The sequence below is a fragment of the Mesobacillus sp. MER 48 genome, assembly GCF_023714225.1.
GTDB classification, from domain to species: Bacteria; Bacillota; Bacilli; order Bacillales; family Cytobacillaceae; genus Mesobacillus; species Mesobacillus oceanisediminis_A.
In genome coordinates this window covers 185051-205443 of sequence record NZ_JAMAUR010000006.1, presented here as the reverse complement: position 1 = coordinate 205443, position 20393 = coordinate 185051, and the positions used below count along the sequence as shown (strand labels likewise).

Genomic DNA, 20393 nt, shown 5'->3' with positions numbered 1-20393 from the left:
AAAAGCAATATTTTTGAATCCAAACTTATGATTTATCCAAACTCCTTTTACTATTTTGGATGCTCTGTGGCAGATTCCATCTAAAGTAAACTGATATGATTCGAAACAGAACGATGGCAATTAAGAGCAGAGTCGTGGCATACGGTCCCCGTATCAAACCTAATCCAATGGTGATTCCCGCGATTGCTGCCCATAAAGCATAAATTTCTGAGTGGAAAATCATTGGCGTCCGCCGTGCAAAAACATCCCGTATCATCCCGCCTCCGGTTCCTGTCATTACAGCTGCAATAATGACCGCTATTAGAGGTGCGTCAATGGAGACTGCATATTTTGCTCCTTGTATGGCAAATGACGCTAAACCAATCGCATCGAAAAATATTACCCATTTTTTAAAACGATTGATCCATTTATTATGGAGGATAAAAACGATGGTCATAGCCAAAAAGGCAAATTCGAATAAATAATCCTGCTTCCAAATATGTTCAATAGGCAGTCCAATTAACAGATTACGAATAATGCCGCCACCAAAGGCAGTAGTGAATCCTAATACATAAATTCCTATTAAATCATATTCTTCTTCCCTTGCGACCATTGCGCCACTTATAGCAAAGGCTAGGGTGCCAATGATGTTAAGGAATTCCCACGTCATGAGCACCCACTCCAATCTCTGGTTCAATTTTTAAGATAGACCTTACTATATCTCCTAATCTAATTCATAATAACCGCAAACAACATGTCCTACCGCTTTAGCTGCGACAAGCAGGGCATCTTCATCGATATCGAACTTCGGATTATGGTTGAAGTACGGATCCTCTACTCCTTTAGGTGTGCAGGCGATGTAAAAGAAGCAGGAAGGGAATTTTTCAGCATAGTATGCAAAGTCTTCGGATGGAGCCATTGCTGGGAATTCCTTCACTTCTTTTATATCTTTATCGTTTGCACTCTTAAGAATCTCTGCAACCTGTGCTGTTACGGCTGGATCATTATATAATGGCGGATAATCATTTAAATAAGTCAGTTCACAGCTTACACCAAATTCTTCTTCGATTCCTTTCACAAGACGTTTTACTTCTTTTTCAATAGTAGCTTTCGTTTCAACAGTCATATACCTGATATCACCTTCAAGTTCAATGCTGTCTTTAATGACATTGAAGGTTCCTTTTCCATCAAAGGATCCAATCGTGATCACCCCGATATCAAAGGGACTTAACCTGCGGCTGATGATTGTCTGAACGGCTGTTACAAAATGGGCCCCAGCGACGATAGCATCGTTCGCCAAATGCGGCGAAGAACCATGTCCGCCTCTTCCATTGATCTTTAATTTCATGTAAGCCCTGCCGTTAAAAGAATATCCAGAGTGATATCCGACAACCCCAGCTGGACCCATCGGCAGCAGATGGATGCCGAAGATATTATCCAAATCATCAAGTACACCGGAATCAACAATGCTTTTAGCTCCGCCTGGCGGTACTTCTTCCGCATGCTGATGGATGATTTTGATTGTGCCTGGTATTTCCTCTTTTAATTGAATAAGACAATCCGCCAAAACCATCAAATAAGCTGTATGTCCATCATGGCCGCATGCATGCATGACACCCTCATTTTTCGATTTAAATGGTACATCTGTTTCCTCGACGATTGGGAGGGCATCAAAATCAGCTCGCAAACCAATGTTTTTACCTGATTTCCCGCCTTTTATCGTGACGATGATCCCGTGTCCGTTTCCGACATTCGATTGTACCTCGACATCTTTTCCTTTATAAAAATCTAAAATATATTGAGCTGTTTTTTCTTCTTGAAAAGAAAGTTCAGGATATTCGTGAAGATGCCTGCGTATTTCAATGATTTCATCCTTACGCGATTCAAGCATTTCCATTAATTTTTGTCTCATGATCCTATCATCCCTTCTTTAACTTTTTAAAACTCAACAAAAAGCTTCGTTTACCAAGCATTATTCTACCACTGGCTTTCGGCTGGTCCGAGATCCTTTGGCAGGAGCAGTCTTGCCGGCATCTCCCGGTACGAGGAAGATGATTGATAAAATCGAAAGTATCCCGAAAATGACGTTTACGATAATCCCAATTGAAGCTGCTGTTTCTAAATTTCCGTTTCCTGCGATTGCACCGTAGACGGCTGCAGATATAGCAACGCCGAAGGCACTTCCAAGTGAGCTAGCCATTTTGTAAACCCCTGCTGCTTCACCGACCTTGTCTGCGGGAGCATTGGAAACTGAAGTATCTGTTGATGGAGTTGCATAAATTCCAAGTCCAAGACCAAATAGGGCAAATCCAATGAAAACGGTAATGGTATAAGCAAGGTCTGGCAAGAATGTCAGTCCCATCATCGCCACGCCGACTGTTGTAATGAAGGCTCCCCAAATCATCGGTAATTTAGCTCCAACCTTCTGCAGGATTTTTTCACCTACACGAATCATGGCAAGCACTGCGACTAGATAACCGAGTGATAGCATACCGGACTGGAAGGAATTAAATCCCCGCCCTACTTGTACATACGTATTGGCGACAACTAGTGTACCTGCGATAGCATTAAGCAAGAAATTCGAAATCGTCGCGCCTGTATATGGTTTATTTTTAAAGACGTCGAAATCAATCAGTACGACCTCTTTACTTCTTTCCACTTTGATGAACACAATGAAACCTATGATTGTAACAGCCAGAAGCCCTAATGTAAGCGGGCTGGCCCACCCTAAATCAGCTCCGTAGTTGATAAAGACATTCAGAGCAATCATTGTGATGATAAAAATCGATAAACCTGTGTAATCGAATTTAAAACCGCCCACAGATTCTTGTTTACTTTCTGGAGTATCCTTCAGCAGGAACATTCCAATCAAAGCAAAGATGATAGAAAAAATGAAGATCCATCTCCAGCCCATTGAGGTAGCGATGGCGCCGCCTGCAAATGAAGCAATCCCAGAACCGCCCCATGATCCAATGGACCAAAAACTTAATGCACGCTGCCGCTCTTTTCCTTCAAAATAGGCTTTCATTAATGCAATGGTTGATGGCATAATAAATGCAGCTGAAATCCCTTGAATAATACGTCCAATAATTAGCATTGCTGAACCCTGGGCTAAAACAAGGAAAAGTGAACCGATAATACTTAATATAAATCCAATGTACGCAATCTTTTTCCTGCCAATTTTATCGGCAAGGCCTCCGGCAGCAACAATGAACATTCCGGAAAACAAAGCCGTTAAACTAATGGCGATGTTTACCGTTCCAATTGATATGCCCAAATCCTGCTGGACTGCTGGAACGACATTGACAATCGCCTGGGCAAACAGCCAGAAGGTAATAACACCAAACACGATGCCTGTGATCATTTTATTTGTACCTTTATAACTTGTCTCCATGAATATAACCTCCTAATTCACATAAATGGCAATAATAGTATTGTCCCAAATTGAAATTAATTAAGTCAGTTTTTGTTCTGCCTAACGTTCACCTTCCTCCTGGAATGAACATCTTCTCTTTGTTCCTACAAGAAAATTGTAGTCCAAATCCTGCAGATTAGAGAGTCATTATTTGCTGTATTCCTTTTCGTAAAATGTAAAATATTTCACCACCACTAATAAGGGTAAAAAAAGGGAGGTCAAAATTTGACTTCCCTATGCGAAATCCTGGATTCTTAAGATGTAAAACAAAAAGCCATTGCCGATACGGCAATGACTTTCTGTTTTACATCGCTTTTCTTATTTCAAAAAAATGAATAGCATTAACTGTTAAATAGGAATAAAATGACCATTCTCCTGTGATGGTTTCATCATAAAGCTCAATATCTGGATGGCTTGTCCTATTGATGTAATCGATAATCTCCAGATCAATTCCATGTCTGCTGTTAAGATTCCACCATTTCGTATATAAAGCTCCGTGATCTTTATCAAAAATATATTTCCGAATTTGATATTCCCCTGCTTCAAGCCCAGCAATCTTGACCTGGATCTCTTTATTCAGCTTTTGCAAAAATGCTTCCTCGATGGAGTAATATGGATTTATCGTTTTACAATTCATCAACACCAACTGATAGCCCCGGTCTGTTTTGGTCATCAAATAATCAGACCCCCGGGCTATGATGGTCCCATCGAGCTTATTAGCAAACATCATGGCAAAAAATGCAGGTCTTTTCCCGCTGAAATAGTGGAAAAATTCCAATCCCTCAATACGGATTCTCTGTCCATTATCACTGCCTTCATGCAATGCAGTATTAATCCAAAAGCCGATGGACTCAACATCATTGGCTATATCCAATACACTTTTCAACACTAAGGCTGCACGAAAAAAAGTTCCATTCGTAAAACGGGTGTTTCCAGAAAGTGTGTTCCATGAAATAAGGTGCATCGGTTTCTCAAGATGATGTTTTTTCAGATAAGATTTAATTTTCGCCGTGTTTTCCTTTACATAATCCTTTGTCAAATTAAAACGGTTATCACTCAATTCCTTGAAATCGATCATGTCATTCTGATTTGAATGATACGCAATGAAATCGATATGATTCCCTTCCGTCAGTATCCATTTATGGGGTTCCTTCGTTTTCTCTTCTTTAAAAGAGAAAGGCAAAAAAACACCCACATGAATGTCCGGTACCAGTTCTTTCAGCAAATCGTACATTTTTAAATAGACACGTTTCAATTCCAAAGCTTCAGCACCAGTAAAATAGGACTCATAAAATAAGAAATGCCATGTTTTCAGATAGGAGGCTCCATATACTTGTAAACAATGCTTCATAAAACCATAAAGCTTTTGGAAATAGAATTCTTCATTCTTGGTAATTTCCTGGTATTCAATTCTTACAAAAAGCGATAGTCCATTTTTCTTCATGAAATTCAAGGCAACATCTGATTTAAAATAAGGGGAACTTGTGGCAATTTCTTCATCTGTTTCAACCTCTGCCGTAATCGTTTCCCCGCTCAGCAAATGGCTGATTCCGATATAGTTAAGACGCATATCATCTTTTGCCATTAGTATTTGCGATCTGACATCTTCCTTTTGCAGTTCCTTTAATTCCCGGACAATCAGTACATGATCAGGGAGGGACAGGTTTTGATTGATTGTATCTGTTACATCAAGCTGCAATTCTTCAAACCTGGTCTCGGTGTTGGTATATGATTGGTCATGTTTGGTCAGTACGCTTCCCAATTTGGCCAGAATTTCAGGAGTATTGACCAGGGTGTCAGTATCTTCAATCGACAGGCTTTGAAATGAATCGATTTGGGCTTCTGAATGAATCTCCCGGTAAATATGGGGAGTCACTTCATGCTTTTCTTTAAAAAGCTTGGAAAATGACTTTGTATTCGCAAAACCATTTTTCATTGCGATTTGGGAAATCGTATCATCTGTATACACTAAATCTTTCACACTGTGTTTCAATCGGATTTCCATTAAAAAGCGATTGAAGCCCATGCCTATCTTCTGCTTAAAATAACGGGATAAATACCCTGTTGAAAGATAGAACTTTTGTGCCATATCTTCTAATGTAATTACCTGATGATAATTTTTCTCCAAATAATCCACCATTTTTGTCAGCCGGATATCATTAGCATCGATTTTTTCAATGGCTGTTCCTCTTTGCTTAAACCTGCGAATCAGAATCAGCAAAATGTCACATATGTATCCTTGCATCTCAATTTGATAGCTTTCATCTTTTCTGCTGTAGGTAATCATTAATTCAACAAGTAATTTCCTCATTTTATCAAGCATGATTTCTCTTCCCATTTCTATTTCTTGAGAAAAGACCTCAAACCGGCTGTTCCGGTATTCTGGATAGTATCGATCCATAAATGAGTCCGATATATCCAGCACTAACACCCTATTAGCTTCATTTCCTTTCACCTGAAAAAGCTGATTTCGATTAATGACAAGCAAATCCTGTTCCTTTAAAACATAATACCGGCTATCAATCTCAACCATTAATTCGCCGTCAATCACAAAAATGAATTTCAAACCCTGGTTCACTTTTGGGGATAAAAATTGAATCTTCTTCAAAGAAATTTGAAAATCGGTCAGCGGCTGATTCATGTGTTCACCTACTATCTAATTAACGAATGATCTTGCCAGTCCGTACGGAAAATTATTAATGTTTTAGATAAAACCTATTTTAACACATAAAACATGTCCCTTTTTCACTTCAGATTCCTATAAGGTAAGTACTATTCATTTATATTTAAACATTGTTGAATTTTCATACATAGGATTCAAAAAAGACTGCAGTCCGACTCTGTTTTAATCGAGTCTGCCTGCAGCCTGAGTCTAAATATCCATTCCCTTACTCATGATGAAACTTATAGGTGAATGTTATTTGCATCATTTACAATCCTTCTGATTAAGTCTTCTGCCGATTGCGTTTTAGCAAGTCTTGGACTCTGGCCGGACCATAGTGACATAAATTCCGGATTGTTTTGTGCTGCTGAAGCTTTTCTGATTGATTGTGTAAGTGCATTTTGGACTGGGAATTGAGGGAATGGAACCTCTTTCTCCTGCATTTCTTCTATAAACCTATTTTTCATGCCTCTAGCCCATTTGCCGGAGAAGGCATTTGTTAACACCATCTGATCTTCGGAGGCATCCAATATAGCATTTTTATAAAGTTGATGGGCTCCGCTTTCCGTACATGTTAAAAAAGCTGTGCCCATTTGAACAGCCTTTGCACCTAAGCAAAGGGATGCCATTAGCCCTCTTCCATCCATGATGCCGCCAGCAGCAATAACAGGAATTTTCACATGGTCGGCAACCTGAGGAATTAACGATATTAGACCTATGAGACTTTCCTTATCTCCGCTGATAAAATTCCCCCGATGGCCTCCTGCTTCACTGCCTTGCACAATCACGGCATCCATTCCGCTATTTTCAGCTTCAATTGCTTCCCTGACTGTCGTGGCTGTTCCCAATAAAATAATATTGTGAGTTTTAAGTTCTCTTACGATTTCCTTAGGAGGCAGTCCAAAGGTAAAGGAACAAACCCGGATGTTTTCATTAATAACAATCTGAATCAGTTCTTCAAATATTTCGATATTCATCTTGTAATCTGGAAGATCAAGCTGTCTTTGGTCCTCAAGTTTCAATTTTTCGCGTATAGGCTTCAGGGCATTTTCAGCAGATTCAATTTCATCCGGCGTAACATGAAATTCATTCGGCACGAAAAGATTAACACCAAAATTTCCGGTAGTAAGCTGTTTGATTTCCTTGATTTGTTCCTGCATTGCATCAGGAGACATATAGCCTGCCCCTACCATTCCAAGGCCTCCTGAATTGGAGACTGCTGAAACCAGTTGTGAAGTCGTAATGCCTCCGGCCATTGGTGCCTGTATGATCGGGTATTCAATATTCAAAAGCTCAGTCATTTCATTTTTCAGCATTGAATTAGCCTCATTTCTTTTGAACTTTATCTATTAATCAATTCTATACGTAAAAAAAATCCCCTTTTTTGAAGGCTAGTTTTAAAAAAGCCTGGTTTCGTAACGCTCGTTTCGTAAAGTTTGTTGTTTTAGATTTTTTTAAAAGAAACTAATTTTTACTATTCTGTAACTTTTGTGTTTAATTTTCGTATGGATGATTACTTGAAATGGAGGTATTAAAATGAAGAGAGGTTTTAAAACTTACACTTTTATCATCCTATTAGTTCTTGGTACGATATTCGTTTTAGACTACTTTGACATTTCTCGATTGGTAAATAACCTTCAAAATGATAAAAATATACTAATAGAAAAAGTGTCTCGCTTAGAGAAACAAAATCAAAAGAGTTCTACCGGGACGGAACAGTTGCAAAACGAAAATAAACAATTAGGTGAGCAAATTTCTCAATTAAAAGAGGAAGTTAAAGAATTCAAAACGTTCATTCAATACCAAGATTTAAATGATGCGATTAGCACAGTTAACTCCTATAAGGCAGCGAAAACATTTTTTCAAGCAAATAACTATATAGCCTTTGATGGTACTGTAAGTTACTCATATCTTGACCTTGAAGGTAATTGCCCTTGTTTTTTCAATTTTGACGGGCTAGGATTTGAATGGAAACCTAACGTAGTTGGAAACCTTAGTGAATTTAGAACGGAAAAGGGGAAAATCATTCTCATTTTTACTTCAGTTCAAAACGAACATACTGCTTATCAATATGTAATGACCAAGGCAACGGGATTGAAGGAAAATAAATCCTCGCCTATTGGATTCGATTTAGATAAGGAAGAAAAATGGAGAATTCTAGAGATTAAAAAATACTGAGATAGTTCGGTGAGGATCAGGACCATAAATTTATGGACCTTTTAAACTGCCCTTAAAATTTCCACTGTGGTTTTATTCGATTTTTAGCACGATGAAATAAGCATTTGTTCTGCCTGTTTTTCAAAGGACAAATGCTTGTCTATTTCTAACCACCCGTACCAATAAAGATAGTTATCTAAATACCTAGTCGCAACACCCTGGAACCGTTTCATCCAAGTTTTTAGATGACTATAGAGGTTGTTGACATTTTTCTGTAAAAATATTCGGTTTACTGGCATCAATATGGGTATTTTAAGTATTGACGCCGTTATCTTTGCTAATCAATGAAAGGAGTTCTACAATGCAAAAAGGAAGCTTTCAACTCGTTCTTCAGACCTCAAGTCTGGTGATTGGTTTCATGGTGTGGGTCATCCTTTCCTCCCTTATGCCCTATATCTCGGCAGACATTGATTTGACTGCAAGTGAAATGACTCTAGTAACCGCAGTACCAGTTATTCTCGGTTCAATTTTAAGAATTCCTATAGGCTATTGGACAAACAGGTATGGGGCCCGTTTGATTTTCACCATTAGTTTTATCATCCTCTTGCTCCCCGTCTTCATCATAAGTTCTGCTGACTCAATCATAATTTTGATCACAGGCGGTCTGTTGCTTGGTATTGGGGGAGCTGTTTTTTCTGTCGGCGTTACCTCGTTACCTAAATATTATCCAAAGGAAAAACACGGTTTTGTAAATGGGATTTACGGTGCCGGAAATATCGGTACGGCCTTCACTGCATTTTTAGCTCCAGTGATTGCAAATGAATTTGGTTGGCGTGCAACAGTTAATATGTACCTGATCTTATTGATCATCATTGCAGTCCTAAATTTTCTGCTCGGGGACAAACAAGAGAAGAGGATTAAGGTGTCCCTGGGTGATCAGATTAAAGGTGTCTATCATAATCCTAAACTTTGGCTGCTTAGCTTATTCTACTTTATTACCTTCGGGTCGTTTGTGGCGTTCACCATCTATTTGCCAAACTTCCTGGTGAATCATTTTGATCTCAGTAAAGTGGATGCTGGTCTTAGAACAGCAGGTTTCATTACCATTGCCACATTCCTTCGCCCAGTTGGCGGATGGCTTGGCGACAAATTCAATTCGTTCATCATCCTGATGTTTGTCTTTACTGGGCTGACGTTTAGCGGATTTCTCCTTTCCTTCACCCCATCCTTGCCGATTTACACAATCGGCGTTTTGGGAGTAGCGTTTTGTGCGGGGATTGGGAATGGGACAATCTTTAAGCTAGTTCCAATGTATTTCTCAAAACAGGCTGGGATTGTGAATGGAATCGTTGCTGCGATGGGTGGACTCGGAGGGTTTTTCCCTCCATTGATCCTCACCACCTTGTTCAATTGGACAGGGCATTACGCAATTGGATTCATGGCGCTGTCTGAATTTGCACTTGCCAGCCTGATACTCGTTGTATGGCTTTATTATCAAGACCAACTCAAGCTCGCTTCCACCGTTCTTGAAAGTACAGAATCTGGGATGATGATTACAGACATGAATGGAATCATCAAGAAGGTCAATCCTGCTTTTACAAAAGTGACTGGTTATATGGAAGAAGAAGCGATTGGAAAAACACCTGCCCTTCTGCAATCAGGTAAACACGACAAGGATTTTTATAGAGAGATGTGGGAAAAGATTAAAGCTGATGGTTATTGGCAAGGAGAAATCTGGAATAAAAAGAAAAATGGAGAAGTTTTTCCTGAATGGCTGACAATTAGTACGATAAAGGATGATGCTGGTGAGCCCAAAATGCTAGTCGCGATGTTCAGTGATCTTTCAATTCATTAGAAATAGCAGAGAATCTTTTTAGCCGATTCTCTGCTTCCTGTTTTCACCAATTGCGTATCCTAACTGCACACAGCAACCTTAGGCTATTGTCCGGAGGCTGGTTTTTCATCTTGTTCGCGGATTTGGTCAAGATGATGATGGTCCTGCCTGAATAGGATCCGTTCTTCTTCATGATTATGAATATCCACCAAATGAAGAATGGTTTTGAAGCGATCGATGACTTCTTCTGTTACTCCTTCGTTCGGCAGTCTGCCTTTGACGTCGGCCACTATCATTCGAATTAAATCATGGTCTCTAATGAGCTTGATTACTTCTTCCTTCAATTCAGGCTTTTTTTCCATGATCTCCATATAAAAGCCTTCTTCCTCAGAATCCGCATGGGCAATTGTCCTTGTTTCCCAGTGCTCCACAAGCGCGTCTGCAGCTACTGCACAATCCTCTTCACGCTCTTCCCTGAATAGCTTAACCAGCAATTCCGTCAAATCACGTCCTTCTGTATAATAACCATCATGGATTGATTGATGGGAAAAATGATTCTTTAACGCGGGACCTGACATATACGTATCCTCCTTTACAAAATCGTAAAGAAAGGCTGAAATTCAGCCTTTCTTTCTTTAATGATTAATTTCTCTTTGTGACATTCTTTGCAGGTGTCATCCTACGGTAGACCAGGTATTTCCTCTTCAGATATTCCAGTGGCAGGCTCCACACATGCACAAGCCTTGTGAATGGCCATACTGCAAATAAGGCAAAAGCCAACAGGATATGCGCCTGGAAACCAATCGGTGCACCAATCATATAACCAGGGGCCGGATTGAAGGTAAGGATTCCCCTGAACCAGGGACCGATTGTTGTACGATAGTCGAAATCGCCGCCTGAGGCTGTGTACCCAACGGTATTGGTAAAACCAACAATCACCACGATTCCCAGTAACACAAGAGATAACCAGTCCTTGAATTTACTGTTCACTCTGATCCGTTTTACAGATGCCCTTCTCATAAAAAGCAACGCTCCTCCGAGGACGCAGATGACTCCTGCCGCTCCGCCGAACCAAACTGCGCCGAAGTGATACATATGATCTGTTACCCCGATGCTATCATAAATGATTTTGGGGATAAGCACCCCTGCCACATGACCGAAGAATACAAAGATAATCCCCCAATGGAACAGGATGCTTCCCCACTTAAGTTTCTTTTTTTCAAGAAACTGGCTGGATTTTGCTGACCAGCCAAACTGATCAGTATTGTAGCGGTATATATGCCCCAGCACAAAGACCGTCAGGCAAATATAAGGGAAGACCACCCATAAAAAGAGATCGAGGCTGCTCATATGATTCTCCTTTCACCTGATTTACTGACCTGCTCATTTGACCTTAGCCGCTTGATGCATAACACACATGCCCCAAGCAAATGATGGTATGGACTGTTCATCGATTCCAGTTCCAGACAGAGCCGCTCGATTGCCCGGAAATGCAGTTTAAGAATCTTTGCTGATTTCTCTGTTTCCGTGATGGAAGCGAACTCCAGGATCAATGGAAGGTAATCAGGCAATTCATCACTCTCCAGATCCGCTCCTGCCTGAAGGAACTCATTCCTCAGCTTCACTAGTGCAGGGCCTCTTTCCCGGTTATCCTTGAAGACAGAATAGGTAAGATAGAGCGTACTCCTGTCATTAAAATCAAATGTAAGCACATAGTTCTGGCACAATTTTTCCATACTGGTCCTGTCTAGGTAGTCCAGGAAATTTTCAATCATGCCACGTACTTGTGCATCATCAATCAAACTCGCCTCTTCATAGAGCAGTGAAAGATACTCCTTCCATTCCTTATCCGGATAGTGCAGCAGAATGGAAGACAGCTTATAAACCACTTGGCTTTTGTTCATCTAAATCCCTCCAGTAATCTTCACCATAATAATAGAGGGGATCACGTTCAGAACCGACACTGCATGATTCACAGTCCTGAGCCAGGTCTTCGAAGCCTGCGTTTCCTTGCATAAAATGCATGTCCCCTGATCGCTCCTTATGGGAAGGCGGAATGACATAGCGTTCTGAATACTTGGCAATCGCCGAGAGCTCATACATATCCCTTGCCACTTGTTCGGTCATACCTGCCGCTTCTAGAACCTCAAGATTGGGTTCTTTACCTAAGTTTACCTGGCGCATATACATGCGCATTGCAACCAGCTTCCGAAGGACCGCTTTAACCACATCAGTATCCCCAGCCGTAAAAAGATTTGCCAGATATTCAATAGGGATACGGAACTGGTTGATCGTCGGAAAAATGATATTCGGATCAAGATCATCAATTTGACCGCCGAAAGCATTGACGAAAGGGCTTAAAGGCGGTACATACCAGACCATTGGAAGTGTCCGGTATTCCGGGTGAAGCGGAAGTGCAATCCTTTGTTCAACAGCCATTTTATAAACCGGTGATCTCTGTGCTGCTTCAATCCAGTCATCAGGGATGCCTTCTTTTTTCGCTTCCCTGATCACTTCCGGGTCATGCGGATCAAGGAACATCCCCAGTTGTGCCTCATATAGTTCCTTGTCGTCCTTGACTGATGCTGCCTCTTTGATTTTATCCGCATCATAGAGGACAATTCCGATATATCTCAGCCTGCCCACACATGTTTCAGAACAAACTGTTGGCAATCCCGCTTCAATACGCGGGTAGCAGAAAGTACATTTTTCAGCCTTATGTGTTTTCCAATTAAAATAAACCTTTTTATAAGGACAGCCTGTCATGCAAAATCTCCAGCTGCGGCAGGCCTCCTGGTCCACAAGGACGATTCCATCTTCTTCTCTTTTGTACATCGCACCAGAAGGGCAGGATGAAACACAGGAAGGATTCATACAATGCTCACAAATTCTTGGCAGGTACATCATGAATGCCTGTTCAAATTCAAATTTGATTTGCTCATCAAGCCCAGCCATGTTCGGATCCTTCTTCCCTGTTACATGCACCCCCGCAAGATCATCCTCCCAGTTTGGTCCCCATTTGATATCCATGTATTCTCCGGTAACCTGTGATTTAGGCCTCGCCACCGGTTGATGCTTTTTCTCCGGACTTTGGATCAGATTCTCATAATCATATGTCCATGGTTCATAATAATCATCCATATCTGCCAGGTTTGGATTATAGAAGATATTCAGCAGTTTATTGACACGGCCTCCAGCCTTAAGCTCCAGTTTCCCGTTTTTAAGTGCCCAGCCGCCCTTTCGCAGTTCCTGATTCTCCCATTCCTTCGGGTAGCCAATTCCCGGTTTTGTTTCGACATTGTTCCACCATTGATATTCTACACCAGGCCGGTTTGTCCAGGTATTCTTGCAGGTCACACTGCATGTATGGCAGCCGATGCACTTATCTAGATTCATGACCATTCCGAACTGTGCCTTAATCTTCAAGCCAATCCACCTCATCCCTGTTCATTTTCCGGATCACTACCTTCTCATCTCTCTGGTTTCCGGTCGGTCCATAGTAGTTGAATCCGTAGCTCAATTGCGCATAGCCACCAATCATCTGCGTCGGTTTGATGTGGATACGGGTTGGACTGTTGAACGTCCCGCCACGCTGTTTTGTGATCGGAGAGCCTGGCACGTTGATATACCGCTCCTGTACGTGATACATGAAGACAATTCCTTTAGGCATTCTGTGACTGACTACCGCTCTCGCTACCACCACCCCGTTACGGTTATACATTTCGATCCAATCATTATCTTCTATCCCGACAGAAGCAGCATCCTCATTATTCAGCCATACATGTGGCCCTCCACGGAACAACGTCAACATCGGCAGGGTATCTCCATACGTACTGTGATAGGACCATTTAAAGTGAGGCGTCAGGTAGCTGAGTGTAATTTCATTCCCTTTTGCATCAGGTTCATGATCTCCTTTGTAAAAAGCAAGCTTATGAAGCGGAGCCTTGAAGTTAGGAAGCTCCTCCCCAAATTCAATCATCAGGTCATGATCCATATAAAAATGCTGTCGTCCAGTCAGTGTTCGCCATGGCACAAGCCGTTCAACATTTGTGGTAAAAGGGTTATAACGACGATTGCCTGTTTCGGACCCGCTGAAAACTGGTGAGGAAATCACCTTCCTTGGCTGAGCAGTAATTTCCGCAAATGACATATGCTCTTCAGCCCGCTCTTCTGCCAGGTCTTTTAACTCAAGACCCGTTTTCTTTTCTAACGCATCCCATGCTTTCATTGCAAGCGAACCATTAGTGGTACTTGATAGGGTAAGAATTGTCTCGGCAGCATTCCTATCGGTAAAAAGGCTTGGCAAATCCTTGTATTCCTTTGTTTGTGACGCAGTACCATTTATCGCCTTCAGCTTTTCATATTCCTTGGCCGCTTCCCAGCCAATCCCCTTTGAACCAATGGATTCCTTTACATTCGAACCGAGTGCGATGAACTTGTCATATACCTTTGTCAAATCACGCTCGACCAAATGGAGACGCGGCATATTCACGCCCGGTTGCGGCTCGACATCTCCATTTTTCCAGTCCGGGATTTTCCCATATGGCTGGGAAATTTCATCTCTGGAATCATGCAAGAGAGGGGTTGCAACCAGGTCAGTCACCGGTTCATTAAAATATCTTCCAGCCATTTCAGAGAACGTCTTGGCAAGATTCTTGAATGCGTCCCAATCTGATTTCGCTTCCCATGGCGGTGTGATTGCCGGATTGAATGGATGGATGAATGGGTGCATATCCGTGCTTGAGACATCGTACTTCTCATACCAGGTCGCCGATGGAAGAATAATATCAGAGTACAGACCGGTCCCACACATCCTGAAATCATAGTCAAGCATCAAATCGAGCTTGCCTTCTGGCACATCCTGGACCCAGCTGATTTCTTTTGTCAGATTTTCTTCATTCTGTTCACTTAAATTGCCATGGTGGGTGCCAAGTAAATGCTTAAGGAAGTATTCATGTCCCTTAGCTGAACTGCCAATCAGGTTTGCGCGCCATACAAACAGGACTTTTGGAAAATTCCTTGGATCTTCCGGATTTTCTATGGCGAATTTCAGTTTGCCGTCCTTCAGCTGCTTAACCACTTCTTGAATGATGGCATCTTTGTCGGTTTGACCTGTCCTTTCTGCCATCTTGATTGGATTCTCATTGAATTGTGGGTAAGAAGGCAGCCAACCCAATCTTGCTGACAGCACATTATAGTCGCCGGGATGTTGGTAAGTAGGCTTGTCAATCAATGGTGAAATGAGTTCATCCGATGTTTGGTTGTCGTACCTCCACTGCTCCGATGCAAAGTAGAAGAAAGACGTCCCGTTTTGCAATCTTGGCGGTCCGCCCCAATCTCTTGCCATCGCCACTGTCTGCCATCCTTCAAGAGGGCGTACCTTTTCCTGCCCGACATAATGTGCCCAGCCGCCGCCGTTCACTCCCTGGCATCCTGTCAACAGTACAAGATTCAAGATTGCCCGATAAATCATATCGGAATGATACCAGTGATTGATTCCTGAGCCCATAATAATCATTGATCTTCCTTTTGAATCGATGGCGTTTTGGGCAAACTCCCTGGCTATCTGCGCACAATCTCGTCTGCTGACTCCTGAAATTGATTCTTGCCAGGCAGGAGTATATGGCTTTAAATCGTCATAATCAGCAGGATAATCACCTGGCAATCCGCGATTCACGCCACAATTGGCAAGAAGCATATCGAAGACGGTCGTCACATACACCTCTTCCCCACCTTTAATGATTTTCTTTACTGGAACTCCTCTTTTCAAAATTTCTTTTTTATCCGGCCCGAAAAATGGGAAGCCGGCCATGACAATCTCATCTTCTATTCCTTGCAGGGTCAAGACTGGATCAATACCATCGAGCTGGTTATCACTGTCTTTCAAGTGGAGATTCCAGCTCTGGTTATTTTCCCATCGATGTCCGATGCTTCCATTAGGAACAGCAAAGTCATTTGACGTCTGATCAAGGACAACGGTTTTCCATTCTCCGTTTTCTGTCTGTCGGCCTATATCGGAAGCCCTTAGGAACTTATCCCCTTGATAAAAATCACCATTCTTTTTCAGAAGGAGCAGATATGGCAAATCCGTATATTTTTTTACATAGTCATTAAAATAATCAACCTGTTGATCCACATAGAATTCCTTTAGAATCACATGAGTCATTGCCATCGCAATAGCCCCATCCATACCAGCCTGAACAGGCAGCCATTTGTCAGCAAACTTGACGAATTCAGCATAGTCAGGACTTACTGCGACTACTTTTGCTCCTCTGTATCTTGCCTCCACATAGAAATGGGAGTCAGGTGTCCTTGTCTGCGGAAGGTTCGAACCCCAGACAATTAAATAGGAGGAATTGTACCAATCAGAGCTTTCAGGGACATCTGTCTGCTCTCCCCAGATTTGCGGTGACGCTGGCGGCAAATCTGCATACCAATCGTAAAAGCTTAATAAAGGTGCACCGATTAAATTCAAGAACCTTGAACCCCCGGCATAACTGACCATCGACATTGCGGGGATAGGGGAGAATCCAAAAATCCTGTCTGGTCCGTACTCCTGGATTGTATGAATCAATGAGGCAGAGATAAGCGTATTCAGTTCATCCCAGCTAGAACGGACAAAGCCCCCCTTCCCCCTAGCAGACTTGTATCGTTCGGATTTGGCTGGGTCATTCACAATACTCTTCCAAGCCTGAACCGGGTCCTTATGTTCGTTGAATGCTTCTCTCCACAATTCAATTAACGCGCTTCTCACATAGGGGTATCTAATTCTTACAGGGCTATATGTATACCACGAAAATGTTGCTCCTCGTGGACAGCCCCTCGGTTCGTATTCAGGCATATCGGGTCCTGTTGTCGGATAGTCTGTCTGCTGCGTCTCCCAGGTGATGATTCCGTCCTTTACATGAACCTTCCAACTGCAGGAACCCGTACAGTTCACGCCATGAGTTGTCCTGACAACCTTATCGTGCTGCCAGCGCCGGCGGTAAACTTTTTCAGTTGATCGATCATCAGGTGCAATTGTGGCATGATCGGAAATGTCTTCTGATCTCCCGAAATAGCTCAGTTTCCTTAAGAATGGCGGTAGCTTTTCACTCAATTTTCTCATCCCTTCCTTTCTACTATTCTTATACTTCTCAAAACCATGAAAAATTATCCTTTTTCAGGCATTTTTGGAAGACCCCTCGCTTGCCGATTACCCTGGTTGTCAGAAAATAAACATTATTGGAAAAATACCATAAATTTATTTAACGCTAGGACATATAATCATCACAATAAAATGGACAATGGAATGAACCTTACTTAATGGAATTATTTTTCTCACAGTTACTTCTGCATTCAAAGATGTAAGAACATTATATAAATAAAAAAACAGGTTAATTCCCTTGTAGATGGGGAGAAGACCTGTCTTTTATACAAATATTAATTTTGAATACACGGGAGAGAAATTTTGATTTCAGTGCCCTTAAACATATAGCTGTCTATGGTTATGAATCCCTCCATGTTTTCAATTACCTTATGCGCAAACATCATCCCAGGTTCCATGATTAAAACATCAGAGTAAAAGTCGTTAACACCGCTTTTGCAGTCAGTGGCTCTTTTGTTCTTGGCAGTCACCTCGGATTTATAGGACCCGTTGATAAAAGCTCTATTGTCCCGATGATTGCCGGAAAACTGACAGCGGGAATTTTAGCAGGTAACATTGCCTATTTTTCTGTCAGAGAATAATTGGTTTCAATAATATAAAAGACGTGCATACACACGTCTTGAATTTATTTTTATAACTTACTAGTTTTGTCATCCAGGAGGTCCAACTATGAAAAAAACAAGGGTATTTCTGTATTTTCACCTTTCAGCCAGGCTGATTTTATCAGAAATGGTCACATCGCTTCAGTGGCTGGAAGTATGCATCATCCTGCTTTCTGCCGTACTAAACGAAGCAGGTACCTGCATTTATCTGGGAAGAAACTGACTTATTAAGAGGATTAAAGACAACACTAAGCGAGAAAAAAAGCTTTTTGCCACTCCCCCCTTGTAGTCAGGTCCAGTCTATGTTCAATTTCCAGAAAAGGATATTCTTTTGACTGATAAAGAAACTGTACCATTGGGAACAACCAAAGAAATCTCATCTCCCACATTTTTTAACAAAAGCTGCCTTCCGACCGGTGATAAAAATGAAATACAGTTAGCATCCGGGTCTGAATGATCGGGCAGGCTTATAAAGTAGTCTTCCGTTTCCTTTTCATCTCGAAACAGGACAGTTACTTTTGTGCCAATAAACACTTTTGACAAAGGATCATTCCAGTCTTCATCTTTTATAAAGCTTTCCAGTTCACTAATATAGAGACTTAGAAAATTCTTGACTCTTTCCTGTATTGGGGTTGAATACAGGTACATGTTATTTAATTCATTATAGTTCTCTTCAATAAAGACGAGCTGCTTTAGAAACGTTTCCCTTATAGAATCAATGTGTGCTATCTGGCTAAGGCTCATAGTAGTTCGCCTCCTTGCTGCAACTAAACACCTTGCAAAACTTCATTTCCACTTTCATATCCCATTCCTCCTAAAAAAATATATAAATATATGGCAGACCCCATAATTTTTGAAGGATCTGCCATATGCCACGACCATATCATATTCATTCCGATAAAGCCAGAATTATAGAGTCACATTTTCTTTTCAGAGTCAAAGCGATTTATACTCTTAATTACACTTTCAAGTATCTTCTTTTCTGCTTCAACAAACTGATGATTGATTTTAAATCACCATAATTATTAAGAAACCCTTCTGCTGTCTGATAAAATCGACTTCTCGGAATGAATACAGTTTCGTCATCACCCTACGCTTAAATCGAAATTCCTTGCGCCAGCTCATATTTGCTATAACTGCAGCTTATGTTACCATCGCTGAACATCCTGATTCCCTTTGACTCTGCTTTGGGGAATACACGTGCAGTAAATACCACTTCCCCATCATTGATAAAAATCTCTGCGATGCTGTGGTCAACAAAAACCTGGACCTTCACATTGTCCCCTAATGCAAGTTCAGCGCTTCTTACATAACCGTATTCTCCGCCAAACGCAGCTTCGAAATTCTCACGATTCAAGCTCACTATCTGCTGCTCACGGTCAAACTCCAGTACAAGCCCTTCCGTTTCAGAAACAAACAATTCAAGCCCGAATTTGTTGCTTTGGATGCTATTAAAATTAAGATCTATTTCATACTGGTCTGATGGGTTTCCGATTTCCCCGCCAGTTTCCGAGATCGTCATTTCACCGGAGTTTGATGTTTGTCTAAGCAGCTTTAAATCCTGTGCAGGCTTTTGAACCAACTTTCCATTAACAATTCCCAGTTCTCGCGGAACGGATAGGCAATGCGCCCACGACTCCCTGTCAGAAGGATATTCCACTTCCCCCATTCCAGCCCATGAAAACAGCAGCCGCTCCTTGTTTTTACCCACAAAGGTCTGAGGTGCATAAAAATCAAATCCTTTTTCCAGCTCCTGGTAGCACTCTACTTGATAAGTAAGGTTTTCGATATCCAGTTTGCCCAGCAGATAGATGACATTATAGAGATTGTGATAATCATGACCTTCCTCTTTCAAGCCCTGGGGTGAAAAAATCATCACATCCTGTCCATTCAATTCAAAAAAGTCCGGACATTCGAGCATATAGACGGAATCAGGAAATTCCAGATCAATCTTTAATTCGCCTCTAAAGGACCAGTCAATCGCATTGGCAGAATCATAGACAATAATGGCTCCTGTTAAATCCGTTCTTTGTGCACCAAGGAGCATGTAGTAGCGGCCATTCCTTTCAAAAACTTTGGGATCGCGGACATGACCGGTATATCCTTCCGGCACACCTTCAATAATTGGGTTGTTTGCGTATTTCGTAATCGTACCAGCCTTATCCATGATGGCCAGACACTGATTAGCCGATCTTTCCACTGCGCTATATTTAATATTCCCCGTATAGTACATGTAGAGCTTTCCATCTACTTCTAGAGAAGCACCGGAATAGGCTCCGTGCGATTCATAATCCTTTACAGGGACAATGGCAACTGGCAGACGCTCCCAGTTAACCAAATCCGTTGATTTCACATGCCCCCAGTGCTTCATCCCATGAATCGCATCAAACGGAAACCATTGAAAAAAGACATGGTATTCGCCGTTGAAATAGGCAAGTCCGTTCGGATCATTAATCAGGCCATATTGTGGATGAATATGATAAGCAGGCTTCCATCTGGAATTAGCTGATATTGCTTTAAGCCCTTCTAATTCATTTTCTTTAGCTTCAAAAATCGTTCGATATTTTAATTCAGTATGTCTTGCCATGTTGTTCCCT

General features: G+C 41.6%; 16 protein-coding genes and 1 pseudogene. 4 read left to right on the top strand and 13 right to left on the bottom strand.

What is annotated here, in order from left to right:
* Positions 1 to 25: 25 nt before the first annotated feature.
* The 5 genes from M3593_RS19110 to M3593_RS19090 all read right to left on the bottom strand — a co-directional run bounded on the left by M3593_RS19110 (position 26) and on the right by M3593_RS19090 (position 7372).
* On the bottom strand, positions 26 to 649 hold the full coding sequence (locus M3593_RS19110) for a trimeric intracellular cation channel family protein (protein ID WP_251544276.1): 624 nt from the start codon (positions 647 to 649) through the stop codon (positions 26 to 28).
* 54 nt (positions 650 to 703) lie between these two features.
* Positions 704 to 1891, bottom strand: coding sequence for an amidohydrolase (locus tag M3593_RS19105; protein WP_144478912.1), 1188 nt, complete (start codon positions 1889 to 1891; stop codon positions 704 to 706).
* Between the two features lie 60 nt (positions 1892 to 1951).
* The gene (locus tag M3593_RS19100) at positions 1952 to 3373 is read right to left on the bottom strand and encodes an MFS transporter (protein ID WP_251544277.1); all 1422 of its coding nucleotides are present in this window, start codon (positions 3371 to 3373) and stop codon (positions 1952 to 1954) included.
* A 325-nt stretch (positions 3374 to 3698) separates the two neighbouring features.
* On the bottom strand, positions 3699 to 6035 hold the full coding sequence (locus M3593_RS19095; RefSeq protein WP_251544279.1) for a helix-turn-helix domain-containing protein: 2337 nt from the start codon (positions 6033 to 6035) through the stop codon (positions 3699 to 3701).
* Between the two features lie 263 nt (positions 6036 to 6298).
* Positions 6299 to 7372 (bottom strand): NAD(P)H-dependent flavin oxidoreductase, encoded by a 1074-nt coding sequence (locus M3593_RS19090; RefSeq protein ID WP_144478907.1) that lies wholly within the window; start codon positions 7370 to 7372, stop codon positions 6299 to 6301.
* A gap of 220 nt (positions 7373 to 7592) precedes the next feature.
* Here M3593_RS19090 and M3593_RS19085 point away from each other — a divergent pair, with 220 nt between their 5' ends.
* Positions 7593 to 8234: a hypothetical protein gene (locus M3593_RS19085; protein ID WP_251544282.1), complete on the top strand. Its 642-nt coding sequence runs from the start codon at positions 7593 to 7595 to the stop codon at positions 8232 to 8234.
* Positions 8235 to 8317: 83 nt separating this feature from the next.
* On the opposite strand, the pseudogene M3593_RS19080 reads toward M3593_RS19085, so the two are convergent.
* A pseudogene (locus tag M3593_RS19080) lies at positions 8318 to 8485 on the bottom strand (IS1595 family transposase); the annotation flags it as partial.
* 89 nt (positions 8486 to 8574) lie between these two features.
* On the opposite strand from M3593_RS19080, the gene M3593_RS19075 reads away from it, so the two are divergent.
* Positions 8575 to 10068, top strand: a complete 1494-nt coding sequence (locus M3593_RS19075) for a nitrate/nitrite transporter (RefSeq protein ID WP_144478903.1) — start codon at positions 8575 to 8577, stop codon at positions 10066 to 10068.
* 83 nt (positions 10069 to 10151) lie between these two features.
* Here M3593_RS19075 and M3593_RS19070 read toward each other — a convergent pair whose 3' ends face one another.
* From M3593_RS19070 to M3593_RS19050, 5 genes are all read right to left on the bottom strand, one after another.
* On the bottom strand, positions 10152 to 10625 hold the full coding sequence (locus tag M3593_RS19070; RefSeq protein ID WP_144478901.1) for a hemerythrin domain-containing protein: 474 nt from the start codon (positions 10623 to 10625) through the stop codon (positions 10152 to 10154).
* A gap of 64 nt (positions 10626 to 10689) precedes the next feature.
* Positions 10690 to 11397 (bottom strand): respiratory nitrate reductase subunit gamma, encoded by a 708-nt coding sequence (narI, locus tag M3593_RS19065; protein WP_251544284.1) that lies wholly within the window; start codon positions 11395 to 11397, stop codon positions 10690 to 10692.
* Positions 11394 to 11951 (bottom strand): nitrate reductase molybdenum cofactor assembly chaperone, encoded by a 558-nt coding sequence (narJ, locus tag M3593_RS19060; RefSeq protein ID WP_144478897.1) that lies wholly within the window; start codon positions 11949 to 11951, stop codon positions 11394 to 11396. Before narJ ends, narI begins: the two co-directional genes overlap by 4 nt.
* Positions 11926 to 13473, bottom strand: coding sequence for a nitrate reductase subunit beta (gene narH, locus M3593_RS19055; protein WP_251544286.1), 1548 nt, complete (start codon positions 13471 to 13473; stop codon positions 11926 to 11928). The genes narJ and narH overlap by 26 nt, the downstream gene beginning before the upstream one ends.
* The gene (locus M3593_RS19050) at positions 13463 to 17146 is read right to left on the bottom strand and encodes a nitrate reductase subunit alpha (protein WP_251544288.1); all 3684 of its coding nucleotides are present in this window, start codon (positions 17144 to 17146) and stop codon (positions 13463 to 13465) included. The genes narH and M3593_RS19050 overlap by 11 nt, the downstream gene beginning before the upstream one ends.
* Positions 17147 to 17601: 455 nt before the next feature.
* On the opposite strand from M3593_RS19050, the gene eutH reads away from it, so the two are divergent.
* Entirely contained in the window at positions 17602 to 17775 is a 174-nt protein-coding gene (eutH, locus tag M3593_RS19045; protein WP_251544471.1) for an ethanolamine utilization protein EutH, read from the top strand.
* A gap of 88 nt (positions 17776 to 17863) precedes the next feature.
* Positions 17864 to 18019, top strand: a complete 156-nt coding sequence (locus tag M3593_RS19040) for a hypothetical protein (RefSeq protein ID WP_251544292.1) — start codon at positions 17864 to 17866, stop codon at positions 18017 to 18019.
* A gap of 83 nt (positions 18020 to 18102) precedes the next feature.
* Here M3593_RS19040 and M3593_RS19035 read toward each other — a convergent pair whose 3' ends face one another.
* Together M3593_RS19035 and M3593_RS19030 are read right to left on the bottom strand one after the other, a co-directional pair.
* A complete protein-coding gene (locus tag M3593_RS19035; RefSeq protein WP_144478889.1) occupies positions 18103 to 18540 on the bottom strand; it encodes a GreA/GreB family elongation factor in 438 nt (145 codons plus the stop codon).
* A gap of 352 nt (positions 18541 to 18892) precedes the next feature.
* A complete protein-coding gene (locus M3593_RS19030) occupies positions 18893 to 20383 on the bottom strand; it encodes a glycoside hydrolase family 32 protein (protein ID WP_144478887.1) in 1491 nt (496 codons plus the stop codon).
* Positions 20384 to 20393 lie beyond the last annotated feature (10 nt).